The 24,000-nt window shown below is 63.1% G+C and carries 21 protein-coding genes; 6 read left to right on the top strand and 15 right to left on the bottom strand.

Going from position 1 to position 24,000, the window contains the following annotated elements; translation table 11 throughout:
- Positions 1-9: 9 nt before the first annotated feature.
- From astD to CR103_RS00150, 7 genes are all read right to left on the bottom strand, one after another.
- Positions 10-1,479 (bottom strand): succinylglutamate-semialdehyde dehydrogenase, encoded by a 1,470-nt coding sequence (gene astD / locus CR103_RS00180; protein ID WP_099914001.1) that lies wholly within the window; start codon positions 1,477-1,479, stop codon positions 10-12.
- Positions 1,472-2,506, bottom strand: a complete 1,035-nt coding sequence (astA, locus tag CR103_RS00175; protein ID WP_099914000.1) for an arginine N-succinyltransferase — start codon at positions 2,504-2,506, stop codon at positions 1,472-1,474. Before astA ends, astD begins: the two co-directional genes overlap by 8 nt.
- Before the next feature lie 11 nt (positions 2,507-2,517).
- Positions 2,518-3,552: an arginine N-succinyltransferase gene (locus CR103_RS00170; protein WP_099913999.1), complete on the bottom strand. Its 1,035-nt coding sequence runs from the start codon at positions 3,550-3,552 to the stop codon at positions 2,518-2,520.
- A gap of 74 nt (positions 3,553-3,626) precedes the next feature.
- Complete coding sequence (gene astC / locus CR103_RS00165) at positions 3,627-4,871, bottom strand: acetylornithine/succinylornithine family transaminase (RefSeq protein ID WP_099913998.1); 1,245 nt, start codon at positions 4,869-4,871, stop codon at positions 3,627-3,629.
- Positions 4,872-5,072: 201 nt separating this feature from the next.
- Complete coding sequence (locus tag CR103_RS00160) at positions 5,073-5,756, bottom strand: transposase (protein WP_099913997.1); 684 nt, start codon at positions 5,754-5,756, stop codon at positions 5,073-5,075.
- Positions 5,757-6,069: 313 nt separating this feature from the next.
- Positions 6,070-7,020 carry a GlxA family transcriptional regulator gene (locus tag CR103_RS00155; protein ID WP_099913996.1) on the bottom strand — a complete coding sequence of 317 codons (951 nt, stop codon included), beginning with the start codon at positions 7,018-7,020 and terminating at the stop codon, positions 6,070-6,072.
- A gap of 63 nt (positions 7,021-7,083) precedes the next feature.
- Positions 7,084-7,998: a DMT family transporter gene (locus CR103_RS00150; RefSeq protein WP_099913995.1), complete on the bottom strand. Its 915-nt coding sequence runs from the start codon at positions 7,996-7,998 to the stop codon at positions 7,084-7,086.
- A gap of 169 nt (positions 7,999-8,167) precedes the next feature.
- Between CR103_RS00150 and CR103_RS00145 the strand changes: the two genes are divergently transcribed.
- From CR103_RS00145 to CR103_RS00135, 3 genes are all read left to right on the top strand, one after another.
- Positions 8,168-8,596 (top strand): MarR family winged helix-turn-helix transcriptional regulator, encoded by a 429-nt coding sequence (locus CR103_RS00145; RefSeq protein ID WP_229442543.1) that lies wholly within the window; start codon positions 8,168-8,170, stop codon positions 8,594-8,596.
- Positions 8,593-8,874 carry a hypothetical protein gene (locus tag CR103_RS00140; RefSeq protein ID WP_099913993.1) on the top strand — a complete coding sequence of 94 codons (282 nt, stop codon included), beginning with the start codon at positions 8,593-8,595 and terminating at the stop codon, positions 8,872-8,874. The genes CR103_RS00145 and CR103_RS00140 overlap by 4 nt, the downstream gene beginning before the upstream one ends.
- Positions 8,875-8,956: 82 nt before the next feature.
- Positions 8,957-9,790, top strand: a complete 834-nt coding sequence (locus CR103_RS00135) for an HDOD domain-containing protein (RefSeq protein WP_099913992.1) — start codon at positions 8,957-8,959, stop codon at positions 9,788-9,790.
- 242 nt (positions 9,791-10,032) lie between these two features.
- On the opposite strand, the gene secF is transcribed toward CR103_RS00135, so the two are convergent.
- The 5 genes from secF to queA form a co-directional block, all read right to left on the bottom strand.
- Entirely contained in the window at positions 10,033-11,055 is a 1,023-nt protein-coding gene (gene secF / locus CR103_RS00130) for a protein translocase subunit SecF (protein ID WP_099913991.1), read from the bottom strand.
- A 43-nt stretch (positions 11,056-11,098) separates the two neighbouring features.
- Positions 11,099-12,973 carry a protein translocase subunit SecD gene (secD, locus tag CR103_RS00125; protein ID WP_099913990.1) on the bottom strand — a complete coding sequence of 625 codons (1,875 nt, stop codon included), beginning with the start codon at positions 12,971-12,973 and terminating at the stop codon, positions 11,099-11,101.
- A 57-nt stretch (positions 12,974-13,030) separates the two neighbouring features.
- On the bottom strand, positions 13,031-13,366 hold the full coding sequence (gene yajC, locus CR103_RS00120) for a preprotein translocase subunit YajC (RefSeq protein WP_099913989.1): 336 nt from the start codon (positions 13,364-13,366) through the stop codon (positions 13,031-13,033).
- Positions 13,367-13,601: 235 nt separating this feature from the next.
- Positions 13,602-14,741: a tRNA guanosine(34) transglycosylase Tgt gene (tgt, locus tag CR103_RS00115; RefSeq protein WP_099913988.1), complete on the bottom strand. Its 1,140-nt coding sequence runs from the start codon at positions 14,739-14,741 to the stop codon at positions 13,602-13,604.
- Positions 14,734-15,771, bottom strand: coding sequence for a tRNA preQ1(34) S-adenosylmethionine ribosyltransferase-isomerase QueA (queA, locus tag CR103_RS00110; RefSeq protein WP_099913987.1), 1,038 nt, complete (start codon positions 15,769-15,771; stop codon positions 14,734-14,736). Before queA ends, tgt begins: the two co-directional genes overlap by 8 nt.
- 42 nt (positions 15,772-15,813) lie before the next feature.
- Here queA and recG point away from each other — a divergent pair, with 42 nt between their 5' ends.
- The gene (gene recG / locus CR103_RS00105) at positions 15,814-17,958 is read left to right on the top strand and encodes an ATP-dependent DNA helicase RecG (RefSeq protein ID WP_180279244.1); all 2,145 of its coding nucleotides are present in this window, start codon (positions 15,814-15,816) and stop codon (positions 17,956-17,958) included.
- A gap of 271 nt (positions 17,959-18,229) precedes the next feature.
- Here the strand turns inward: recG and CR103_RS00100 are convergent, their stop codons facing one another.
- From CR103_RS00100 to CR103_RS00090, 3 genes are all read right to left on the bottom strand, one after another.
- Positions 18,230-19,030, bottom strand: coding sequence for a DUF3025 domain-containing protein (locus tag CR103_RS00100; RefSeq protein ID WP_099913986.1), 801 nt, complete (start codon positions 19,028-19,030; stop codon positions 18,230-18,232).
- 7 nt (positions 19,031-19,037) lie between these two features.
- Positions 19,038-20,087 (bottom strand): dihydroorotase, encoded by a 1,050-nt coding sequence (pyrC, locus tag CR103_RS00095; RefSeq protein ID WP_099913985.1) that lies wholly within the window; start codon positions 20,085-20,087, stop codon positions 19,038-19,040.
- Between the two features lie 250 nt (positions 20,088-20,337).
- Complete coding sequence (locus CR103_RS00090) at positions 20,338-21,063, bottom strand: amino acid ABC transporter ATP-binding protein (protein ID WP_099913984.1); 726 nt, start codon at positions 21,061-21,063, stop codon at positions 20,338-20,340.
- A 200-nt stretch (positions 21,064-21,263) separates the two neighbouring features.
- On the opposite strand from CR103_RS00090, the gene CR103_RS00085 reads away from it, so the two are divergent.
- Both CR103_RS00085 and CR103_RS00080 read left to right on the top strand, forming a co-directional pair.
- Positions 21,264-22,529, top strand: coding sequence for a dicarboxylate/amino acid:cation symporter (locus CR103_RS00085; protein WP_099913983.1), 1,266 nt, complete (start codon positions 21,264-21,266; stop codon positions 22,527-22,529).
- A 91-nt stretch (positions 22,530-22,620) separates the two neighbouring features.
- The gene (locus CR103_RS00080; RefSeq protein WP_099913982.1) at positions 22,621-23,904 is read left to right on the top strand and encodes a metal-dependent hydrolase family protein; all 1,284 of its coding nucleotides are present in this window, start codon (positions 22,621-22,623) and stop codon (positions 23,902-23,904) included.
- Positions 23,905-24,000 lie beyond the last annotated feature (96 nt).

Below are 24,000 nucleotides of genomic sequence, written 5' to 3'. Positions count from 1 at the left end.
TGACCCCTTTTAAAAGCTCAGCCCGGGCGACAATGTGGCCGGCATCGCCAGTTCGCCCGTTTCGATCGACGCCACTGGATAGGCGCAGTAGTCGGCCGCATAATATGCGCTCGGGCGGTGGTTGCCCGACTTGCCGACGCCGCCGAACGGCGCCGAACTGGCAGCGCCCGTGGTCGGGCGATTCCAGTTGACGATGCCGGCGCGCGCCTGCACCGAAAACCGCTTCCACAATGCCTCGTCGTTCGACAGCAGTGCCGCGGCAAGGCCGAATTCGGTGGCGTTGGCGACCTCGATGGCGGCATCAAAACTGGCCACGCGGATCACTTGCAGCAGCGGGCCGAACCACTCTTCGTCCGCGATCCCTTTTGCACCGGTGACGTCGACGATACCGGCGGTCACAAAACCGGCGTTCGGGTCAAGCTGGCGCATCTGCAGCAGCGTCACGCCGCCCTTTGCCACCATGTCGGCTTGCGCCTGCACCAGCCGGGCGGCGACCGCGGCGGATACCACCGGGCCCATGAACGGCTGCGGCTGCGCGTCCGACGCGCCCACCGCCAAGCTCGCCGCCACCGCGACCAGGCGGTCGACGAAGGCGGCGCCGGCAGGCGTATCTTGCACGAGCAAACGGCGCGCGCAGGTGCAGCGCTGGCCGGCCGAGATGAACGCCGACATCACCGTATGGTGCACGGCGGCGTCGACATCGTCGACATCCCACACCACCAGCGGGTTGTTGCCGCCCATTTCCAACGCCAGCATTTTGCCGGGCTGGCCGCCGAACTGCTTGTGCAGCGCGATGCCGGTCTGGCAGCTGCCGGTAAACAGCACGCCGTCGAGCAGCGGCTCGCGGCCCAGTGCGATGCCGGTGTCGCGGCCGCCGTTGACCAGGTTGATGACGCCGGCCGGCAAGCCGGCCTGCTGCCACAGTTGCACCGTCTTGATGGCGGTGCGCGGCGCATATTCGCTCGGCTTGAACACCACCGTGTTGCCGGCGATGAGGGCCGGGACGATGTGCCCGTTGGGCAGGTGGCCGGGAAAATTATACGGTCCGAACACGCCGAACACACCGTGCGGGCGGTGGCGCAGCACCGCGGTGCCGTCGGCGACCTTCGCTTGCGTCTCGCCGGTACGCGCGCCGTAGGCCTGCACCGAGATGTCGACCTTATTGGCCATCGTCGCCACTTCGGTGCGCGCTTCCCACAGCGGCTTGCCGACTTCTTCGGCGATGATGTGGGCCAGCTCCTCGGCGTGCTGCCTGAGCAGGTCGCGAAAGCGCGCGCACATGGCGACGCGCTCATCAACCGGCGTCAACGCCCATTGCGTAAAGCTGGCGCGCGCCGCGCTGGCGGCGCGCTCGACATCGGCCGGCGTCGAGGCGTTGCTCGACCAGCTCTGGCGGCCCGTGGAAGGGTCGATCGTCACCAGCTCGGCACCGCTGCCGGCCTGCCATTGACCGTTAATGAAATTACTGAGCTTAAGCATTGGCGTTCTTCCTGACGTTAAGGGGCAAGGTGCGCAACGGGTCGCCATGAAGGCAGTGCAGCAGGTCGAGCTGGGCCGCCGACAAGGCAATCGCGCCTGCGGCCGACGTCGCGCGGGCGACGATCATGCGAAAATCCTGCAGCACCGTGTTGGAGATCAGGGTGTATTCCGATTCTTCCGACGCAGCAGCCTCGGTGGCGGCGACGATGGCGCTGTCGCGCACCGAGCGCAACTCGGCGACGCGTCCCTGCAGCACCGGGCCGGCGTCGAAGATGTCGATGTAGCCTTCGAAGTGCATGCCTTCCTGCTCGAGCAGCTTGCGCGCCGGCGCCGTGCTGAGGTGGACCTTGCCGATCACTTCCTGGGCGTCTTCCGGCAGATAGGCCACGTACAGCGGCTGGCGCGGCATCAACTCGGCGATGAAGGATTTTTTTCCGAGCGCGGTCAGGTCGTCGACGTAATCGAAATCCATCTTGAAAAAATGGCGGCCGAGGCCTTCGTAAAACGGCGAGCTGCCGTCTTCGGCCTGGAAGCCGCGCATCTCGGCGATCAGCTTTTCGGTGAACAGGTGGGGAAACTGGGCGATGAACAGGAAGCGGCTCTTCGACAGCCACTTGCCGTTGTGGCCGACCCGGTAATCCGGATGCAGGAACAGCGAACACAGTTCGGTCGACCCGGTCAGGTCGTTCGACAAATACAGCGTGTCCATGCGGGTGAAAATATCGAGCTCGCGGCTCGAATGCACCAGCGTGCCGATGCGGTAATTGTAGAACGGCTCGGTCAGGCCGACCGCAGCCTTGATCGCGCACACGCCGGCCAGGCGGCCGGTCGAGGTGTCTTCCATGACGAACATGTAGTCGCGCTGTTCGGGCGCGATGGTTTGCGCGAACGACGCCACCGCCACCGCGATGCGGGCGCCCAGCATCGTGCGGTCGGGCTTGAGGGTGGTCATGCCGGTACCGACCTGGCTGGCCATCTCGAGCAATGCATCGAGGTCCGAGGTGGTGATTGCGCGTACGACTAGCATAGAGTTGTCTTTCAGGTTCTGACGCAGATGACGCTGTCGCCGGGCGCCACCATCAGCGCGTCTTGCGCATTTTGCGTCAGGTAAACCAACTCGCCGGATTCGACCGGCGGGCAGGTGGCCGTGATGGCGCGGAAGCTCTGCTCGTTGCTGGCGGCGATGGCGTAAGTCGCCGGCGCGTCGCCGGCGGTGGCAAGTTCAGGAACGGCCAACGCCACGCGGCGCACGAGCGCGCCGGTGAACGAACGCAGCGAATTCTTGTGCGCCTGCAGGATTGGGCCGCCATCAAAAATATCGATATAGTCGTCCGCTTCGAAACCTTCGGCGGTAAGCAGGTTGAAGGCCAGTTCGCCGTCCGGATGAATCTGGCCCATCGCCGCCTGGGCGTCGCCCGGCAGCAGCGGCACGTACACCGGATAGTGCGGCATCAGCTCGACGATCAGGGTGCGGTTGCGGGCGCCGCCGATGACTTTTTCGGCGTCGAGGAAATCCATTTTAAAAAATTTGCGGCCCAAAGCATCCCAAAACGGCGACGAGCCGCGGGCATCGGTGACGCCGGCCAGCGGCACAAAGAAACGGTCGCCGAAGCGGTGCGGCGCCAGCACCGCAAACAGCAGGCGCGCACGCGACAGCAGCGCCGCCGCCAGGCCCGCGCTGCTGTCGCGCACGTAAAAGCTGGAGAGCTGCGAGTACGCTGTCAGCTCGGAGCACAGGGTCAGCGCGTGCACGCTGTGGCTGATATTAAGGTCGCGCGACACCTGTTGGATGACGTCATTGCGAAACGAAAAATAGGTGCCGTTCGAGCCGGCCGAGGCGAAAATCGCCGCGGTGCCGACGATCGCGCCGCTGACCCCGTCCTCCAGCACGAACAGGTAGGATTCCTCGCTGGGGATGTCGACATGGGCGGCGAACGAGGCGATCGAGCGCTCCACCGAGGCGGCGATTTTCTCGCGCGTTTTTGGTAGCGTATGGACACCGGGCATCGTCACGGCGGCCAGTATTTCCAGCGCCGTGATGTCGGACAGCAGGGCCGGACGGACAACATGCATGGGGATTCCCTGGGTTGAGTTCGTTGCTTGCCCTGCTTGCCTTGAGTGCCTTGCGTGCAAATGCAGGTTCGGGTTCAGGCAGCCGCCAGCACGGCGTCGGCGGCACCGCGCATGATGCGGTCGGCTTCGGCGATCTGTGCGTCGGAGACGATCAGCGCCGGCGCCAGGCGGATCACGCCGGGTCCGGCGATCAGCAGCATCAGGCCGAGGCTTTCGGCCGCCTTGGTGAAATCCTTGGCGCGGCCGGCGAAAGTTTCGGCCACCGGCAGGCCGATCAGAAGGCCGCTGCCGCGCACCTTGCCGAACAGCTGGGGATAGTCGGCCGCCAGCTTCGTCAGGTTGGCGAAGATCTGCGCGCTGGCCTGCTTCACGCGCGCCAGGAAGCTTGGGGTGTTGATCGTATCGAGCACGTTCAATGCAACGGTTGCGGCCAGCGGATTGCCGCCGTAAGTGGTGCCGTGCGAGCCGACGTTGAAGTGTTCGGCGATAGTCGCGGTGGTCAGCATGGCGCCGATCGGATAGCCGTTGCCGAGCGCCTTGGCGGACGTCAGAATGTCGGGCGTGACGCCGCACTCCATGTACGCATACAGCGCGCCGGTGCGCCCGACACCGGACTGGACTTCGTCGAATATGAGCAGCGCGCCGGTTTCGTCGCAGCGCTCGCGCAGCGCCTTCAGGAAGGCCGGATCGCCCGGGACCACGCCACCCTCGCCCTGGATCGGCTCGACGATGACGGCGGCGACGTCATCGGTGATCGCCGCGCGCGCGCAAGCGATGTCGTTGTACGGAATGTGGTTGATCTCTTGCGGCAGCGGTTCGAACCCTTCGGTGTATTTCGGCTGGCCGCCGACCGACACCGTAAACAGCGTGCGGCCGTGGAACGACGCCAGGCAGGACACGATGCGCGACTTGTGCGGGCCGAACTTGGTGTGGGCGTATTTGCGCGCCAGTTTCAAGGCCGCCTCGTTCGCTTCGGCGCCGGAATTGCAAAAGAAGGCACGGTCGGCGAACGTGGCCTCGGTCAGCGCCAGCGCCAGGCGCAGGACCGGCTCGTTGGTGTAGCCGTTACCGAGGTGCCACAGGGTGTTGATCTGCCTGGTGAGGGCGTCGACCAGCAGCGGATGGCCGTGACCGAGGCTGGTGACGGCGATGCCGGCGGTGAAATCGAGGTAATGCTTGCCTGACTGGTCCCACAGGTCCAGGCCCGACGCGCGCACCGGCACCATCGCGGCCGGGGCATAGGTCGGCACCAGCACGTCGTCGAAAGTCTGCCGTGTGACAGGCCGCGTTGTGACACCCGAATCAAGCTTAGCGTTCATGGCAAATCCTCATCCAATGTTGGTAAATCACCCGAACTCGACGGCCGGGCGTTGCACCATTATAGGAAAGCCGGCAACAAAATTCTTTTCGAACTGCGACAGTCTTTTTCATTTTTGGCCGTACCGGCAGCACGCCATCAATTTCCTTAAAACAGGGTCAGACCCGTTTTTTATCTGGCCAACGCCTATTTTTTCCACCTTTTATCTGTGCGGCCGGCCGATTTTTCGTGGCATCAAGTTGCGCCCCTGAAATTGCGCAAACTTTCCGACGAATTCGGGACTTCCGAGCGCGGTATTGCCATGAGTGGCCTTGCGTACCTGAACCAAAGCGTCGCTCCCGAGTACCTCGTCGAAAAGAGCACGATAAGCGCTTTGCCGGGACGCTGGATCAAGCCCCATCCGACTGTAGAGCTCATGCGGCGCGACGATCTTGCTTTCTCGCCCATGCGCGTTATGGCGATAACTCGACCAGCGATAGGCAGACGGTTCATTCACCAGGCACGCCCGTACCGGATTGAGCTCGACGTACCGCTGGCAAATCATCAGGTAACGCTCTGATTGCACCAGGCACGAACGATAGCGGCCCTCCCACAGCGTGCCAGTCCGGCTGTGGCGGCGGTTCACGTATTGCACGTAGCGTTCGCCAACTGACTTCATCAGCATTGCCGGCCCTTGCGCGTTAGTGGGCGACACCACCAGGTGGACATGATTGCTCATTAACACATAGGCGTGAATACGACACTCGGCGCGGATCGATGCGGCGTGCAGCAACTTGAGATAGACCAGGAAGTCGGCTTCCTCGAAAAAACACGGAAGTTTGTTATTGCCGCGCTGGGTAATGTGAAGCGGAACTTCAGGAATGACTGGACGGGATTGGCGTGGCATTGGACGCTCGCGAAAGCAGGGCAAAAGTCACACCTTATCTTGGATCCGGCCTGCCGCCCGCGAGCAATCTCAAGCGCGCCACGATCCAAGCACGTTGCCAAGAGGGGCAAAAAAACGGGGTCTGACCCGTTTATTCAACGGCATTTGCAGACTTTCGACATCAAAGAAACGGGTCAGACCCCATTTTGAAAACAAAGCGTGGAGCTTGCGCTGTCGCTCTTCGCGAGGGTTTTATGATTGCGGCATGAACCGATTTTTTGACGGCGGTTCGGAACCACCGGCGTTGAAAAAACGGGTCTGACCCCATTAAAAGTTAGCCGTTGAGCTTGCGCTGGCGCTCTTCCCGCGGGGTATTACCAAACAGGGCGCCGAAGGCCGTGGAGAAATGCGAGCCGGAGGAAAACCCGCACATCAGCCCGACCTGCACGATCGAATAGTTGGTGTCGAGCAGCAACTGGCGGGCGCGCTGCAGCCGCAGTCCGAGGTAATAGCGCGATGGCAGGCTGCCGAGGTATTGCTTGAACAGCCGTTCGAGCTGGCGCCGCGACAAGCCGACCAGCCCGGCGATATCGTCGGTCGACAGCGGCTCCTCGATGTTCGCCTCCATCAGCGTCACCGCCTCGCTCAGCTTTGGCTGCAAGGCGCCGAAGCGTGCCTGCAGGGCGACGCGTTGACGCTCGTCCATGCCGCGTACGCGGTCGACGCACAGCGTTTCCTTGATCTGGGCCTGCAGCGTGACGCCATAGACGAGCTCGACCAGGGTCAGCGCGAAGTCGATGCTGGCAGCGCCGCCGCAACAGGTCAGGCGGTTACCGTCGATCTCAAACAGGTGCGGCGTGAAGATGGCGTGATCGGCGTTGGTATCGACGTCGAGGTAAAGCGCCCACGGCAGCGCCGCGCGCACGCCGCCCAGCAGGCCCGCGTCGGCCAGCCACAGCACGCCGGCGCCGACCCCGCCCCAAAACGGCGCCGCGCGCGCGCGCTCGATGACGATCCGGCTGCTGGCCGGTTTCTGCGCAGCTTCCGATTCGTCCGCCACCAGCAGCACCAGGTGCCAGTGGCACAGCGCATCAAAGGCGAACTCGTCGGGGCCGCGCACGTCGACCAACAGGCGCTGCGGCCCGAGCAGCCTGGCGGCCAGCCGCAGCGGCTGGTACAGGCCGGACCAGGTCAGCGAGCCCGGTTCGCCGGCGTTCACCAGCAACACGCGTAGTGGCGCCTCGTGGGCCAGCTGGGCCAGGCGGGCGAGATCGGCGGGCGGCATGAGTGGCATGAGTGAAATGAGTCGAATAAGTCGAATAAGTCGAATGTTAAGCAGCGAACGCGTTTACTCGGGCGCCAGCACGGCCGCCGGGCGCGGTGCGGCGTTCCACTGGCTGACGATCATCCCGGTGATCAGCAGCGCGCCGCCAAGCCAGCCGCGCGCGGTCATCGACTCGGCCAGCCAGAAAAAGGCGAAGAAGGCGGCGGCGGCCGGTTCGAACGAGTAGATCACGGCCGCCTCATTGGCAGTGGCGCGCGCCTGGCCCCAGCTTTGCAGCGAGATGATGGCGGCGGTCGCCACCACCCCCAGGTACAGCAGGTTCACCGCGTACTGGCGCAGGCCGTGGGCGATATACGTCCAGTCATTGGCCTGGTCCAAGGCGGCGTCGATGGCGGTGCGCGGCACGTCGCGCGCCAGCAGCCAGATCGCCGCACACAGGGCTACCGTGACGATCTGCGCCGCCGTCAGCGCCATCAGGCGCGATGCGCGCCGGGTATAAAACTCCATCATCCTGATGTACAGGGCAAAAGCGACCGCGCTCATCAAAGCATAGGTATCGCCAAGGCCCCAGGGCCCGCCATCCCAGCACAGCGCCGTCAGGCCGGAAAGCGCCAGCAGCAGCGCCAGCGCGATGCGTTTTTCCGGCAGCTTGCCGCCAACCAGGCCCAGCAGCGGCACCATCAGTACCGACAGCCCGCAGATAAAGGCGTTGCGGTTGGAACTGGTCAGCGCCAGGCCTTCAACCTGGAACAGGAAGCAGAAGAAGAGCAGCACGCCGAGCAGGCCGCCGGACACCAGGTCGTCGCGCCCGGCCTTGTAGAGAAAGGGCGCGAGCAACACGGCGGCAACGAAGAAGCGGATAAAGATGATCCAGGCCGGCGCAAAATACGCGGTCAGGTCCTTCATCGCCGGGAACGTCGTGCCCCATACCAAGGTGACGAGCAGCAAGGCGAGGATGCCGCGGAACTGATGGGTCATGAAAGCTTTCGGCGACTATTTGAACAAAAATACCTGATGGACTATGCGTATGGTAACTGCCTCTGCCGTAAAAGGCGAACAGACCCCACTGGCAAATCATGCGGGCCAGCTATAATTACGGCATATGGGGGAACGATACTTACGCAGTGTCCGCTTGCTGGCGGAGTGCATGCAAGGCTTCGAGCGCTTTTCGGGCGAGTCGGTGCGCCAGTGCGGGCTGACGCATGCCCAGTTCGACATCATCGCCACCCTCGGCAAAACGACCGGAATGACCTACAAGCAACTGGGCGAACGCACCCTGATTACCAAGGGCACCCTGACCGGGGTGATCGAACGGCTGGAACAGAAGGGCCTGGTTGCGCGCGAGCGCAGCGGCGGCGACAGGCGCTCTTTTTTTGTGCGCCTGACCGCCAGCGGCGAACAATTGTTCGACCAAGTGTTCCCGACCGTCGTTGCGCACGGCAAGCAACTGTTCGCCTCCTGCAGCGACGCCGATTTCGATGCCATCGACCAAGCCCTGTGCAAGCTCAAGCAACTGATCACCGACGCCGGCGCCGGCACCCCAACCTCAACGCCACTACCAAAGGAAAAACCTTGAAAACCGCCCTGCTCGACGGCAAAACGCCGGCCAATTTTGACAAGAACATCATCGGCAACCTATTGCTCGATATCGCTTCCAGCGCCGAAGTGCGCCAGGAGAAAATGTTGATCGGCGTGCGCAACGAGGCCGGCGACATCTATCGCCTGATCGGCGCCACCAAGGTCAACAGTTTTAACAACGCAGTCGAGGAACTGGAAGACCTGGGCTTGGTCGACGAGCTGAAAGACGCCGCGGCGCCCGCGGATGGCTGCGACGCCATCTTCAGCCTGCCTTGACACACGCCTGCAGGCCGGCGAAAAAATGCTTTTGAGAACGGCTTAGACATTTCCACGTCACCATTGGGAGTATAATTTTTCCATGGACAGACTCGAAGCTTTCAAAAGCATTGCCGCCCAAGCTGGACGGGGCGAGCTCACTTTCCCGACCAACATCGACGCCACCCTTAAGCTGCAGAGGGCGCTTTGCGACCCGGAGCTGCATGCGGATAGCGCCGCCAGGCTGGTGCAGGCCGAACCGCTGCTTGCCGCGCGCACCGTGGCGATCGCCAACTCGGCTGCCTACAAGCGCTCCGGCAACGACGTCACCCATGTGCGCGCCGCGGTGCAGCGAGTCGGCGTTCGCACCCTCAACGCGCTGGCCGCCGCCGTCATCGTGCGCCAGCTCGACAGCAAGATCACCGAACCCCGCCTGCGTGCCAAAGCCGACCAGCTGTGGAAGCATTCGGCCCATGTCGCCGCGCTGTCGCAGGTGATCGCGCGGCGCGTTACCTGCATCGACCCGGAAACGGCGATGTTTGCCGGCATCGTGCACGAAGTGGGCGGATTTTATCTGCTCTCGCGCGCCGCCGAATTTCCGGGCCTGCTCGACGGCGAGCCCGAGGAATGGATCGAATATGGCGAAATGGCGATCGGGCGCGGTGTGCTCGCCAAGCTCGGCGTGCCGGCAGCGGTGATGCAGGCAATCGAAGCGATGTGGGGCGGCATGCGCGCCTTGCCGCCCGAGACGCTGGGCGACACCCTGATGCTGGCCAACGATCTTGCCCCGGTCGACTCGCCGCTGCATGTGCGGCCAGGCGCCACTTCGCGCCGGTCGGCCGCAACGGTCGACTTCATCGTCGGCGAAGGCACTCTTGCCGCGATCCTCGAAGAATCAAGCGAAGAAGTCAGCAGCCTTACCGCCGCGCTGTTCTGAGTTGTTCCGATAACAGTAAAACCATTTAGGCAAAAAAATGCCCACTCCGGTAAGGGAGTGGGCTAAGTCCAAAACTAGGGATGTCCTGAAAGAGACAGCTTCACTATAGTTCTGACCGGCGTAACGTTCTGTGCGTTGCCCCACATAACTGGAGCATTTCTCTCGTTTCCACGCCTATCTTTCTGAGCAAGCAAAAAAGGGCAGCGTGCGCTGCCCTTCAACGACTTGTTGCCTGGGTCGCCTCATACGACAGCGCCGTCGGTCTCGTCTTTTTCCTTGATCGGCTTGATCAAGTCTTCGCGCTTGACGCCGAGCCACATCGCGATCGCCGCGGCGACGAACACCGACGAGTAAATGCCGAACAAGATGCCGATCGTCAGCGCAATGGCAAAATAATGCAGCGTCTGGCCGCCGAACAGCAGCATCGACAGCACCATCATCTGGGTACAGCCGTGGGTGATGATGGTGCGCGAAATCGTGCTGGTGATGGCGTTGTCGATCACTTCGGCCACCGCCGCCTTGCGCTGCTTGCGGAAGTTCTCGCGAATCCGGTCGAAAATAACCACCGATTCATTGACCGAATAACCCAGCACGGCCAGCACCGCGGCCAGCACGGTGAGCGAAAATTCCCACTGAAAGAAGGCGAAGAAGCCGAGGATAATGATGACGTCGTGCAAATTGGCGACGATCGCCGCTACCGCAAATTTCCATTCGAATCGGATCGCCAGGTAAATCATCACGCCGACGATCACCATGATCAGCGCGTTCAAGCCGCTCTGCGCCAGCTCATCGCCCACTTGCGGGCCGACGAAATCGACCGCCTGCAGGCTGACCACTTCGGCGCCGGCAGCATTGACGCAGCCTTTCTTGGACACCGGTTGGCCAGCCGGGCTGACGCTGTCAATCTGCTTCGGCGTGCCGCCTTCAGCCGCGCACAACGCGTTGAAGGCGGCCGTCGAACCATTGCCGCCGGTCTGGCCCTTCAGGGGGGGCAGGCGCAGCATGATGTCCTGTGCGGTGCCGAAGCTGGTTACTTCGGGCTGCTCGTAGCCAAGCGTGACGAGGCTGCGGCGGATCTTTTCCTGGTCGGCCGCATGCGGATAGCGCAGCTCCATCTTGGTGCCGCCGGTGAACTCGACCGAGAAATGCAAGCCTTTGGTCACCAGGAAAAACACCGCCGCGACAAAGGTCAGTGCCGACACCACGTTGAAAATCAACGCGTGGCGCATGAAGGGAATGTCCTTCTTGATTCTGAAAAATTCCATCTTGAATCCTGTACAGGTGAGTAGCGCTATGGTTCGTTCGGGCTTACTTTCGGATGCTGGTCACGCCAGGCGTCCAGACCGTACCGATGGCAATCTTGCCCAGTTTCTTCTTGCGGCCGTACCAGAGGTTGACCACGCCACGCGAGACGAATACCGCCGAGAACATCGACGTCAAGATACCTAAGCAGTGCACCACCGCAAAACCGCGCACCGCGCCGGAACCGAACACCAGCAGCGCCAGGCCGACGATCAGTGTCGTCACGTTCGAGTCGAGAATGGTGGCCCAGGCACGGTCGAAACCGGCCGCGATCGCCGCCTGCGGCGTAGCGCCGTTTCGTAGTTCCTCGCGGATGCGCTCGTTGATCAGCACGTTGGCGTCGATCGCCATGCCGAGCGCGAGCGCGATAGCGGCAATGCCCGGCAGGGTCAAGGTCGCCTGCAGCATCGACAGCAGCGCCAGCAGGAACAGCAGGTTGCAAGCAAGTGCCAGCACGCTGAAGAAGCCGAACATCTGGTAGTACACGATCATGAAGAAGGCGATTGCGGCGAAGCCGTACACGGTCGAGAACAGTCCTTTGGCAATGTTTTCGGCGCCCAGTTGCGGCCCGATCACGCGCTCTTCGACAAACTCCATCGGCGCCGACAACGCGCCCGAGCGCAGCAGCAGCGCCAGTTCGCTGGCGCGCTCGCCGGTGCCCATGTTGGAGATCTGGAACGAGCTGCCCAGTTCGCTCTGCACGGTTGCTACCGAGGCCACCGTGTACTTGCCTTTTTCCTTGAGCAGGATCGCCATGCGCTTGCCGATGCGCTCACGCGTCGCTTCGCGCATCTTGCGCCCGCCGTCGCCGTTCAGGTCGAGGCTGACGGCTGGTTGCTGGTTCTGGTCGAGCGTCGCGGTGGCGCTGGAGATGTACTCGCCGGTCAGGATCACTTCCTTGTAGAGCACGACCGGGGCACCGGTGCCGACCAAAAACAATTCCGAGTTGAGCGGAACGGCGGCCGAGGTTTCGGTGCCCGGAGTGATCGATTCGTCGACCATGCGCATTTCGAGCGTCGCGGTGCGGCCGATGATATCTTTCGCCCGCGCCACGTCCTGCACGCCCGGCAGCTGGATCACGATCCGTTCGGCGCCCTGTTGCTGGACGATCGGCTCGGACACGCCCAGTTCGTTGATCCGCTTCGACAGCGTGACGATGTTCTGCTTGACGCCTTCCTCGACCGTGCGCTTGAGCGCATCGGGCTTGAGGGTAACGACCAGTTTCAGGTCGGCGCCGTCGGCGCTGTCGGCAAACGCGAGCTCGGCCAGCTGGCCAGACAGCACATCGCGCGCGCGCGAGCGGGTTTCGGCGTCGCGGAACCTGATTTCGAGGCTGTTGCCGATGCGTTCGATACCGGCGTGGCGGACATTTTTGTCGCGCAAGATGCCGCGCGCGCTCGACTGCAAGCCCTTGATCTTGTTTTCCAGCACGCCCTTGGCGTCGACCTGCATCAGGAAGTGGACGCCGCCGCGCAAGTCGAGGCCGAGGTTCATCGGCAGCGCGCGCACCGCCTGCATCCACGCCGGCGTGTTCTTGACCAGGTTGACGGTGACGATGTAGTCCGGGTCGGTCTGGTCGCGGTTCATGTCGCGCTCGAGCGCCAGCTTGGCTTTGAACTGGGCATCCGTGGTCGAAAAGCGTACCCGCACCGAGGTATGGCTGCCGGCTTCCTCGAGGCTGATGCGGTCAGGCGCGATGCCCTCCTTCTTGAGCGCCTGGGCGACCTGGTCCGTGGTCGCGCTGGTCACCTTGACGGCTGTCTTGCCAGTCGTCACTTGCAACGCCGGTGATTCGCCAAAATAATTCGGCACCGTGTACAGCGCGCCGAGCAGCAGCGTGACGACGATCAGGATATATTTCCAGAGGGGATAGCGATTCATAATCTTCCAGCGTTCAAGGGTGAGCAGGCGTAGGCGGCACGCGGCCGCCCGGCAGGCTTACAGCGACTTCAGGGTGCCCTTCGGCAGCAAGGTGGTGATCGAATTCTTCTGCACCACGATGTCGGTGTTGGCAGCGATTTCGACCGTCACGTAGGTGTCGCTCACTTTCGATACCCGGCCGAGAATGCCGCCCGAGGTGATGATTTCGTCGCCCTTGGCGAGCGCGTCCATCATCGTTTTTTGTTCTTTGGCGCGTTTTTGCTGCGGACGGATCATCAGGAAATACATGACTACAAACATCAAGACCAGCGGCGCGAAAGTCGTCAGGTTACCCATCATGCCGACATCGGCTGCGGTGCCGGCCGATTGCGCATAAGCGTTAGAAATGAACACGTTTACTCCAGTTATTGGTTCTTACTTGGTTAAAAAAAGCAGCGCTGTATTCTAGCACTGGCAGGACAGGCCGAGTCACTTCCGGCTATCTGAGAGCCTTAATTCTTTTTTGCAAGGTGTTGCCAAGATTTAAAATGGGGTCAGACCCGTTTTTTCTTTGGAACTGGGACCATACCCCAAATAACAAACGGGTCAGACCCGTTTATTATTTGGTGGGTGCCATGCTTCGGAGCGGCTAGACGCCGCGCGCGCGGTCGGCGTTGAACTGCAGGCGGAACGCATGAAACCGGTCCGCGTCGATCGCATCGCGCATCTCCTGCATCAGTTTCAGGTAATAGTGCAGGTTATGAATGGTATTGAGGCGCGCCCCCAGGATTTCTTTCGAGCGGTGCAGGTGGTGCAGGTAAGCGCGCGAAAAATTCTTGCAGCAGTAGCAATCGCAGCTTTCGTCGAGCGGCCCCGACTCGTCCTTGTAGCGCGCGTTCTTGATTTTTACGTCGCCGAAGCGCGTAAACAACCAGCCGTTGCGGGCATTCCTGGTCGGCATCACGCAGTCGAACATGTCGATGCCGTTGGCAACGCCCGCCACCAGGTCTTCCGGCGTGCCCACGCCCATCAGGTAGTGCGGCTTGTTGGCCGGCAGGCGCGGGCCGACGTGCGCCAGCATGCGCATCATGTCTTCCTTCGGCTCGCCCACCGACAGACCGCCGATGGCAATGCCCGGAAAGTCGATGTCCTCTAGTTTAGCCAGCGACTCGTCGCGCAGGTGTTCGAACATGCCGCCCTGGACGATGCCGAACAGCGCGTTCGGGTTCTCGCCGCCCTTGAACTCGTTCATCGAGCGCTGGGCCCAGCGTAGCGACATACGCATCGACGTCGCCGCTTCGTCAATCGTCGCGGGACGGCCGTCGATCTCGTACGGTGTGCATTCGTCGAACTGCATCACGATGTCGGAGTTCAAAGAGCGCTGGATCTGCATCGAAATTTCCGGCGACAGGAACAGTTTGCTGCCGTCGATCGGCGAGGAAAACTTGACGCCCTCTTCGGTGATCTTGCGCATGGCGCCGAGCGAAAACACCTGGAACCCGCCCGAATCGGTCAGGATCGGCCCGTTCCAGCCCATGAAGCCGTGCAAGCCGCCGAACTTGTTGAGCACCTCGGTGCCGGGGCGCAGCCACAAGTGAAAAGTATTGCCGAGGATGATCTGCGAGCCGACCGCCACCAGCTCGTCCGGGTCCATCGCCTTGACCGAACCGTAGGTCCCGACCGGCATGAAAATCGGCGTTTCGATGGTGCCGTGGTTGACCTTGAGGCGGCCGCGGCGCGCGTGCGACAAGCCGCTCGTATCGGTTTTTAGGAGGCTAAATTCAAGCATCAGGATTCTTATGTTGACCGGTCGTCAGCAGCATGGCGTCGCCATAACTGAAGAAGCGGTATTGGCTGGCAATCGCGTGGGCGTAGGCGCGCCGGATCGGTTGATAGCCGGCAAACGCCGACACCAGCATCAGCAAGGTGGATTTGGGCAGGTGGAAATTGGTGATCAGCCGCGTCACCGTTTTAAACGTATAACCTGGCGTGATGAACAGCGCGGTGTCGGCGCTGCCGGCCGCCAGCACCCCCGACTGCGACGCCGATTCGAGCGCGCGCAGGCTGGTGGTGCCGACGGCGACAACCGCGCGGCCCGCGGCTTTGGCAGCGCCCACCGCGTCGACGGTTGCTTGCGGCACGGTGTACCACTCGGTATGCATATTGTGCTCGGCCAGCACCTCGACCCGCACCGGCTGGAACGTACCGGCGCCGACGTGCAGCGTGACGTAGGCGAAATCGACCCCTTTCGCGGCCAATTTCGCCAGCAGCGCATCGTCGAAATGCAAGCCGGCGGTCGGCGCGGCGACGGCGCCCGGCTGCTTCGCATAGACGGTCTGGTAGCGCCGTTCGTCGAAGGCGTCGGCGGCGTGATCGATGTACGGCGGCAGCGGCAGGCGCCCGTGCGCTTCGATCAGCGCGAACACGTCGGCGTCGAACGTCAAGGTAAAAAACTCGCCGGCGCGTTCGCCGACAACGACGTCGAAGGCATCGGCCAGGCGCATCCGGTTGCCCGGTTTTGGCGACTTCGACGCGCGCACCTGCGCCAGCACCGTGCGGCTGTCGAGCACGCGTTCAACCAGCACCTCGACATTGCCGCCGGTTTGCTTGACGCCGAAAAAGCGCGCCTTCAGTACGCGCGTGTCGTTCATCACCAACAGGTCACCGGGCGCGAGCAGATCGACGATGTCGCCGAACTGGCGGTCGACGATGGCGTCGCCGTCGAGCTGCAGCAGGCGCGAGGCGCTGCGCTGGGCAAGCGGAATCTGCGCGATACGTTCGGGCGGCAGGTCGAAATCGAAATCGGAAAGCGAATACATAGGCGGACACATAAGCGGAGACATTGTGGTAATTCTGTGAAAATTGGAGTCAAGGGCCGTACAATACGGCTCACTCACGCAAGGCAACCCTCTATTTTACGCCACTTGCCCTGCAAAAACCGCGACATGCCTTCATCCAAACTAAAACCGGCGCCAAAAACCAACGAAACCAAGCTCGCCAGGCTGGGCCTGCACACCGACATGGACCTGGTGCTGCACCTGCCGATGCGCTATGAGGACGAGACGCAGGTGGTGTCGATCCACGAGGCTTGCCTGCGCGGCGGCCACGTGTCGCAGGTCGAGGGCGTCGTCACCAAGAACGAGATCAGCCTGCGCCCGCGCCGCCAGCTGCTGGTGACGATCGCCGACCAGACGGGCGACATGGTGCTGCGCTTCATGAATTTCTACGGCAGCCAGGTCAAGCAGCTGGCCGAGGGCACGCGGGTACGCGCCCGCGGCGAGCTCAAGCACGGCTTTTTTGGCGCCGAGATGGTCCATCCGGCCTATAAAGTCATTGTCCAGGGCGCGCCGCTGCCGACCGTGCTCACGCCCGTTTATCCGTCCGGCGAAGGGCTGTCGCAGGCGATTTTGCGACGCGCCATCAATGCGGCGATGGCGCGCGTCGACTGGCACGACACGCTGCCGGCCAGCCTGCTGCGCACGATGAACCTGGCGCAGTTCGAGCCGTCGGTGCGGCTGCTGCACTCGCCGCCGCAGGAAATCGACGAGAACGCGCTGATGGACCGCTCGCACCCGGCATGGGTGCGCATGAAGTTCGACGAACTGCTGGCGCAGCAGCTCTCGCTCAAGCGCGCGCAGCGGGCGCGCCGCGCCAAGGGTGCGCCGGTGATCCAGACCGTCGGCGCCTTGACCTCCGCGTTCACCGCCGTGCTGCCGTTTAAACTGACCGGCGCCCAGGCCCGCGTGCTGGCGGAAATTCGCACCGACCTGCGCCATCCCTATCCGATGCAGCGCCTGCTGCAGGGCGACGTCGGCAGCGGCAAGACCGTCGTCGCCGCGCTGGCCGCTGCCCAGGCAATCGACAACGGCTATCAGGCGGCGCTGATGGCGCCCACCGGCATCCTCGCCGACCAGCACTTCCGCAAAATCGCCGGCTGGATGGAGCCGCTCGGCGTCAAGGTCGCGTGGCTGACCGGCAGCCTGAAGAAAAAAGACAAGGTCGCCACTACCGCGCTGGTCGAATCGGGCGAAGCGCAACTGGTGATCGGCACCCATGCGCTGATCCAGGACACGGTGCAATTTGCCAGGCTCGGCCTGGTGATCGTCGACGAGCAGCACCGTTTCGGCGTCGGCCAGCGCCTCAGCCTGCGCAACAAGGGCAGCAACGGCAAGACCCCGCACCAGCTGATGATGTCGGCCACGCCGATACCGCGCACGCTGGCGATGACGTATTACGCCGACCTGGAGGTGTCGGTGATCGACGAACTACCGCCCGGACGCAGTCCGATCGTCACGCGCGCCATCGACCAGAACCGCCGCGATGAAGTCATCGAACGGGTGCACGCGGCCGCGCTCGAAGGTCGCCAGGTGTACTGGGTCTGCCCTTTGATCGAGGAATCCGAAGCGCTGCAACTGCAGACCGCGACCGACACTCACGCCATGCTGGCCGAGGCGCTGCCCGATTTGCAGGTCGGCCTGGTGCACGGGCGCCTGAAACCGGCTGAAAAACAAGACGTGATGGATGCATTCACGGCGGGCGCGGTGCAGGTGCTGGTGGCCACCACCGTGATCGAAGTCGGCGTCGACGTGCCGAATGCGTCGCTGATGGTGATCGAGCACGCCGAGCGCTTCGGCCTGTCGCAGCTGCACCAGTTGCGTGGCCGGGTCGGCCGCGGCTCGGCGGCATCGGTCTGCCTGCTGCTGTACCAAAGCCCGCTCGGCGGTATCGCCAAGCAGCGCTTGATGACGATGCGTGAAACCACCGACGGTTTCGAGATCGCGCGGCGCGACCTCGAGATCCGCGGGCCCGGCGAATTCCTCGGCGCGCGCCAGTCCGGCCAGGCCATGCTACGCTTCGCCGATCTCGAAACCGACCAGTGGCTAGTCGAGCAGGCGCGCGAAGTGGCGCACGACCTGCTGCATGCAACCGGCGCCGAACAAGCCGCCACCGTCGAAGCGCACCTGGCGCGCTGGCTGGGCGGCAAAGAAGAGTTTCTCAAGGTCTAAGGCAAGGCTTGAGCCCGGTAAGCGCAAGCTTTCCGTGGGCGGTGGCACCGAACAGTCACCGGGCCAGCCGCCGAGCAAAAACCCTGATCGGCACCGGCGCGATCAGTACGCGTTGCGAGGGTTGAACATAATCAGTTCACTCCTTTTACAACGATCAGATGTGTCAGTGCCAGGGACAGCTATGGCGGAGTAGCTGGATTTAATCGATATGTCAGCCGACGACTGCGCACCTCTCGACAAACCAGCCGCCGGCTACTTCGATATTGATTTATTAAAGATGATAGCCAGTCCGTTTCGGGCGAAACACGCTGGCGTCGGCATAAAACGCCTGATCCTGTTGCGGCCACCATCCCGGCACGCCGAGCACCGGCAGCGGTGTGAAGCCGGCCGTGCTGAGCGGCTCGGCCGCGAGCATGGCGCAAACGTGTCCGTCGATCCAGGCGCGCCGCGCATCCGGCGCCAGCGCAAAATAGGCGTCGCCGGCAGTGACGACACGGGTATGGGCGGTGATCGCCTTGCGCGGCGCGACCAGCTTTTCCATCAGCGCGTGGCCGAACAGCCAGACCTGGGCTTCGCCGCCGAAGACGGCGCGGCGGTCGCAGAAGGCCTCACACCACTGGTGGCCGCGCAAGGCGGCCACCAGTGCGCGGCTATCTGCCGAGTCGCGCACTACCAGCAGCGCCGAATTTTCGTCGAAAATGGTGGCGGCGTCGCGCGCCGGTCCGCGCGACTTGCCGACGCCGGCTAGCGCGATCTGCGCCGACTGCAAGGCGTTGAGCTGCTGCTTGATCCGCGGGAAAGTGAGCCACACCAGCGCGTTGAAAAAATCGTGCAGGTTATCGCGCGTCGGCACGCAGCCGGTGGCGCCGATGAATTGTTCGTACGCTTGCCCTTCCGGCAGTGCGGCCTGCGGTACGAAGCGCAGTGGCTGGCCGCCGGCGTTGTGCAGGCCGAGCTCGCCTGCGCGGGCATTGAAGGCGGCGATCCAGTCGTCGTCGTCCAGCTTCAGGCGCGCAACCGCGGGCCGCACCGAGTCGTACCACGGCTGGCTCCAGTCAATCTTCGGCAGCATGTGCGCTCTAGAGCAGCTTCCAGTTGATCTGCTCGCCGGCGTTCAGCGGCGCCAGGGTGGCGTCGCCCAGCGGCACCGTTTGCGGCAAGGTCCAGGTTTCGCGCTTGAGCGTGACGGTCGTCTGGTTGCGCGGCAGTTCGTAAAAATCGGCGCCATGGAAGCTGGCAAAACCTTCAAGCTTGTCGAGCGCGCCGGCGCGCTCGAACGCCTCGCAATACATCTCCATCGCGTGCAGCGCGGTGTAGCAGCCGGCGCAGCCGCACGCGGTTTCCTTGGCGCCAACGGCGTGCGGCGCCGAATCGGTGCCGAGAAAGAAGCGCTCGTCGCCGCTGGTGGCCGCCGTCATGAGCGCCAGCCGGTGTTCTTCGCGCTTGAGCACCGGCAGGCAGTAGAAATGCGGCCGAATGCCGCCCTTGAACATCTCGTTGCGGTTGTACAGCAGGTGGTGGGCGGTGATGGTGGCGGCGATCGGGCCTTCGGCCTCGGCGACGTACTGGGCCGCGTCGCGGGTGGTGATGTGCTCGAAGACGATTTTAAGCGCCGGCATGTCACGCCGCAGCGGGCGCATCACGCGCTCGATGAAGACGGCTTCGCGGTCGAACAGGTCGATGTCCTGGTCGGTGACTTCGCCGTGCACCAGCAACGGCATGCCGACCTGCTGCATCACTTCCAGCGTCTTGTAGCAGCGCGCGAGGTCGGTGACGCCGGCGGCCGAATTGGTCGTGGCGCCGGCCGGGTACAGCTTGACGGCGTGAACGAAACCGCTGTCCTGCGCGCGGCGGATCTCGTCGGGTTCGGTCGCGTCGGTCAGGTACAGCGTCATCAAGGGTTCAAATTGCATGCCGGCCGGCAGCGCTGCCAGGATGCGCTCGCGGTAGGCCCCGGCCATCGCGGTGGTGGTGATGGGAGGTTTGAGGTTCGGCATCACGATGGCGCGGGCAAACTGGCGCGCGCTGTGCGGCAGCACGCTGGCCAGCGCCGCGCCGTCGCGCAGGTGCAGGTGCCAGTCGTCGGGACGGGTGATGGTCAGGGTTTGGGGGGTATCGATGAGGGACATGGCGGCTTTCGGAGAGCGATTGGCATCATTTTACCTGCTGCCCCGGCGCAAAGGCAGATGTCGGCCGCGTTAAACCGAACGCGGCCGGGCATTTTGCGAAAATCATCAAATTTCATGTCGTCCCCGCGCAGCGCTCATTCATGCACTGCATGAATGAGCTCCATACTGAGCTTGGTTTGCCATTTAGCGCACTCGGCATGGATTGCCGCTAGCGCGAGGATGACGGTGAGATGTTTAGCGGCCAGCGAGGCTAATGAATAATCCGCGCCAAAAATTCGCGCGCCCGTTCCGAGCGCGGCGTGGCGAAAAATTCTTTTTTCGGGCTGTCTTCGACGATCTTGCCGTGGTCCATGAAGATGATGCGGTCGGCCACCTTGCGCGCAAAACCCATTTCGTGCGTCACTACCATCATCGTCATGCCGTCCTGGGCCAGGCCGACCATCACGTCGAGCACTTCGGTGATCATTTCCGGGTCGAGCGCGGAGGTCGGTTCGTCGAACAGCATCGCAATCGGGTCCATCGCCAGCGCCCGCGCAATCGCCACACGCTGCTGCTGGCCGCCCGACAACTGGCTGGGAAATTTGTCTTGCTGGGCCAGCAGCCCGACCCGGTCCAAATACTTCAACGCTTTTTCCGTCGCCTCGCCGGCGCTGCGCTTGAGCACCTTGACCTGGCCGAGCGTCAGGTTCTGGCGCACCGTCAGGTGCGGAAACAGCTCGAAGTTCTGGAACACCATGCCGATGCGCGCGCGCAGCGTCGACAGCGTCGTTTTCGGGTCGCCCACCGACACGCCGTCGACCGTGATTGCGCCCTGCTGGAACGGCTCGAGCCCGTTGACGGTCTTGATCAAGGTCGACTTGCCGGAACCGGACGGACCGCAAATGACGACGACGTCGCCCTTGTCGACGTGGGTGCTGCAGCCATCGAGTACCTGGAAGGCGCCATACCACTTGCTGACATTGTTCAATTCGATCATATTGTCCGTTGTTCGTGGGGCCAAGCATGCTTGACAGCATCGGAAATGCTCAGGATACTGCGGAACTTGCTAATAGCATCAGCATATTCCGCCGTCGCGCTCGCAAAAGAACCGTATTTTGCCCGAGAACGCAAGGCGGGAATAGGGAATCTCCAGCCTCTTCGAAGCACGGATCGACTCAATCACAGGAAGCGCCGCATATGAATAAACGAAATCGCCTGACCGTCTACATCCTGATCGGCTTAGCGCTCGGGATCGTGGTTGGCTACTTCGCCAACACCAGCCTGGCCAATCCGGCCGCGTTTGCCGACATGCTGTCGCTGGTGACGACCGTGTTCCTGCGCTTGATTAAGATGATCATCGCGCCGCTGGTGTTTTCGACGCTGGTGGTCGGTATCGCCAGGATGGGCGACACCCGCGAAGTGGGGCGCATCGGCATCAAGGCGCTCGGCTGGTTCGTCATCGCCTCGGTCATTTCGCTCTCGCTCGGCCTGATCCTGGTGAACCTGTTCCGCCCGGGCGACGCGCTGGCGCTGTCGAACCTGGTGCCGGCCGCCGGCACCGCGTCGGGCATCACCACGTCGAGCCTGACGCTCAAGGAATTCATCACTCACCTGGTGCCGGCCTCGATCGTCGATGGCATGGCCAAAAACGAGATCCTGCAAATCGTCATCTTCTCGATCTTCTTCGGCACCGGCGCCGCCGCGGTAGGCGAGCGCGCCAAGCCGCTGGTCGACGCCATCGACGGTATCGCCCACATCATGCTCAAGGTCACCGGCTACGTCATGAACCTGGCGCCATTGGCCGTGTTTGCGGCGGTCTGCGCCATCATCGCCAAGAGCGGCTTAGGCGTGCTCAAGACCTACGGCATGTTCATGGCGCAGTTCTACTTCGGCATCGTGCTGCTGTGGATCGTGCTCATTTTCATCGGCTTCCTGTTCCTCGGCCCGCGCGTGCTGCGCCTGCTCGCTGAACTGCGCGAGCCGACCTTGCTGGCGTTTTCGACCGCCTCGTCGGAAGCGGCATTCCCGAAAACGCTCGAAGGCCTGGAGCGCTTCGGCGTGCGCAACCGTATCGCCGCATTCGTGCTGCCGATTGGTTACTCGTTCAACCTCGACGGCTCGATGATGTACTGCACCTTCGCTGTCGTGTTCATCGCCCAGGCCTACGGCATCGAGATGTCGCTCGGCGCACAGCTGACGATGATGCTGGTGCTGATGCTGACCTCGAAAGGCATGGCCGGCGTGCCGCGCGCTTCGCTGGTGGTGATTGCCGCCACGCTGGCCCAGTTCAACATCCCGGAAGCGGGCCTGCTGCTGCTGCTCGGGATCGACCATTTCCTCGATATGGGGCGTTCGGCCACCAACGTCATCGGCAACGGCATCGCCACCGCCGTCGTCGCCAAGTGGGAAAACGAGCTCGTTCCACCGGTGCAAAAGGAATGGGAGACGGCCGAGCTGCCATAAGGCGCCGGCGCTTGCTCGCACTCACCAGCACCCAGGCTTTCCAGCGACGGAAAGCCTTTTTTTCGATACCCCACCTTTCAGGAGCACTTCGATGCACAGACTTCCCTTGCTTGGCTTGTTGATGGCAGCCGGCGTCGCTTCAGCGGCGCCCGTCACGGTCGATTGCGGCCGGCTGCTCGACGTCAAGGCCGGCGCCTGGCGCGAGCGCGTCAGCATCACGATCGACAATGGCAAGGTGCTGTCGATCGCGCCGCTGGAGCCCAAGCCCGGCCATATCGACCTGTCGGCCTACTCGTGCCTGCCCGGCTTGATCGACATGCACGTGCACCTGACGAGCGAAACGCAGAAGGAAGCCGCTTCGCTGGCTGATGATCTGCGCGGCAATCCGGCCGATTTCGCTTACCGGTCGGTACCGCATGCCGAGCGCACGCTCAAGGCCGGCTTCACCACGGTGCGCGACCTGGGAGCGAGCGACGGGCTGGGCATCGCCCTCAAGAACGCGATCGCCAACGGCACAATCGCCGGCCCGCGCATGTTCACTTCTGGCACCTCGATCGCCACCACCGGCGGCCATGCCGATCCGACCAACGGCCTGTCGCAACAGTTCAGCCACGCGGTGGGAACCCCCGGTCCCGTCCAGGGCGTGATCAACAGTCCCGAGCAGGCACGCGAAGCGGTGCGGGCCCGCTACAAGGAGGGCGCGGACCTGATCAAGGTGACTGCCACCGGCGGGGTGCTGAGCCAGGCGCGCGGCGGTCAGAACGCCCAGTTCACCGAAGACGAACTGCGCGCGATCGTCAGTACCGCCAAGGACTACGGCTTCCGGGTCGCGGCCCACGCGCATGGCGCCGAAGGCATGAAGCGCGCGCTGCGCGCCGGCGTCGACTCGATCGAACATGGCTCGCTGATGGACGACGAGGCGATCGCCCTGTTCAAGAAACACGGCGCCTGGTACGTTCCAACCATTTCCGCCGGCCGCTACGTGGCCGACAAGGCCAAGGAAGACGGCTACTTTTCGCCGATGGTGCGCCCGAAGGCGGCGGCGATCGGCCCGCTGATCCAGGCCACGTTCGGGCGTGCTTATCGGGCCGGAGTAAAAATTGCGTTCGGCACCGATGCGGCCGTCTACCCGCACGGCGAAAACGCCAGGGAGTTCGCGTTCATGGTGGAAGCGGGCATGCCGGCGCTGGAGGCAATCCGCGCCGCCACCCTCGGCGCGGCCAGCCTGCTCGACCAGTCGGCCAACCTGGGCTCGGTGGAACCGGGCTATGCCGCCGACATCTTGGCCGTCAGCGGCGATCCGCTGCGCGACGTTACCGTCCTCCAGCAGGTCAGGTTCGTCATGAAGGCCGGCGTCGTCTACAAGCAGCCGTGACGCATTCAATTTTCGATTTCAGAATTTAGAATTTAGAATTTAGATAAGGAGTTCTCATGCCGCACCACCAGAGCCGCCGTTCCATTATCGCCGCTT

The sequence above is a fragment of the Massilia psychrophila genome, assembly GCF_002760665.1.
Lineage (GTDB): Bacteria > Pseudomonadota > Gammaproteobacteria > Burkholderiales > Burkholderiaceae_D > JAFCUW01.
This window is presented reverse-complemented; position numbering and strand designations above follow the sequence as displayed.

Bases quoted from the DNA above. Each gene is read 5' to 3' on its own strand.
- astD (WP_099914001.1), bottom strand. From the start codon at position 1,479: ATGCTTAAGCTCAGTAATTTCATTAACGGTCAATGGCAGGCCGGCAGC.
- astA (WP_099914000.1), bottom strand. From the start codon at position 2,506: ATGCTAGTCGTACGCGCAATCACCACCTCGGACCTCGATGCATTGCTC.
- CR103_RS00170 (WP_099913999.1), bottom strand. From the start codon at position 3,552: ATGCATGTTGTCCGTCCGGCCCTGCTGTCCGACATCACGGCGCTGGAA.
- astC (WP_099913998.1), bottom strand. From the start codon at position 4,871: ATGAACGCTAAGCTTGATTCGGGTGTCACAACGCGGCCTGTCACACGG.
- CR103_RS00160 (WP_099913997.1), bottom strand. From the start codon at position 5,756: ATGCCACGCCAATCCCGTCCAGTCATTCCTGAAGTTCCGCTTCACATT.
- CR103_RS00155 (WP_099913996.1), bottom strand. From the start codon at position 7,020: ATGCCGCCCGCCGATCTCGCCCGCCTGGCCCAGCTGGCCCACGAGGCG.
- CR103_RS00150 (WP_099913995.1), bottom strand. From the start codon at position 7,998: ATGACCCATCAGTTCCGCGGCATCCTCGCCTTGCTGCTCGTCACCTTG.
- CR103_RS00145 (WP_229442543.1), top strand. From the start codon at position 8,168: ATGCAAGGCTTCGAGCGCTTTTCGGGCGAGTCGGTGCGCCAGTGCGGG.
- CR103_RS00135 (WP_099913992.1), top strand. From the start codon at position 8,957: ATGGACAGACTCGAAGCTTTCAAAAGCATTGCCGCCCAAGCTGGACGG.
- secF (WP_099913991.1), bottom strand. From the start codon at position 11,055: ATGGAATTTTTCAGAATCAAGAAGGACATTCCCTTCATGCGCCACGCG.
- secD (WP_099913990.1), bottom strand. From the start codon at position 12,973: ATGAATCGCTATCCCCTCTGGAAATATATCCTGATCGTCGTCACGCTG.
- tgt (WP_099913988.1), bottom strand. From the start codon at position 14,741: ATGCTTGAATTTAGCCTCCTAAAAACCGATACGAGCGGCTTGTCGCAC.
- queA (WP_099913987.1), bottom strand. From the start codon at position 15,771: ATGTATTCGCTTTCCGATTTCGATTTCGACCTGCCGCCCGAACGTATC.
- CR103_RS00100 (WP_099913986.1), bottom strand. From the start codon at position 19,030: ATGCTGCCGAAGATTGACTGGAGCCAGCCGTGGTACGACTCGGTGCGG.
- pyrC (WP_099913985.1), bottom strand. From the start codon at position 20,087: ATGTCCCTCATCGATACCCCCCAAACCCTGACCATCACCCGTCCCGAC.
- CR103_RS00090 (WP_099913984.1), bottom strand. From the start codon at position 21,063: ATGATCGAATTGAACAATGTCAGCAAGTGGTATGGCGCCTTCCAGGTA.
- CR103_RS00085 (WP_099913983.1), top strand. From the start codon at position 21,264: ATGAATAAACGAAATCGCCTGACCGTCTACATCCTGATCGGCTTAGCG.
- CR103_RS00080 (WP_099913982.1), top strand. From the start codon at position 22,621: ATGCACAGACTTCCCTTGCTTGGCTTGTTGATGGCAGCCGGCGTCGCT.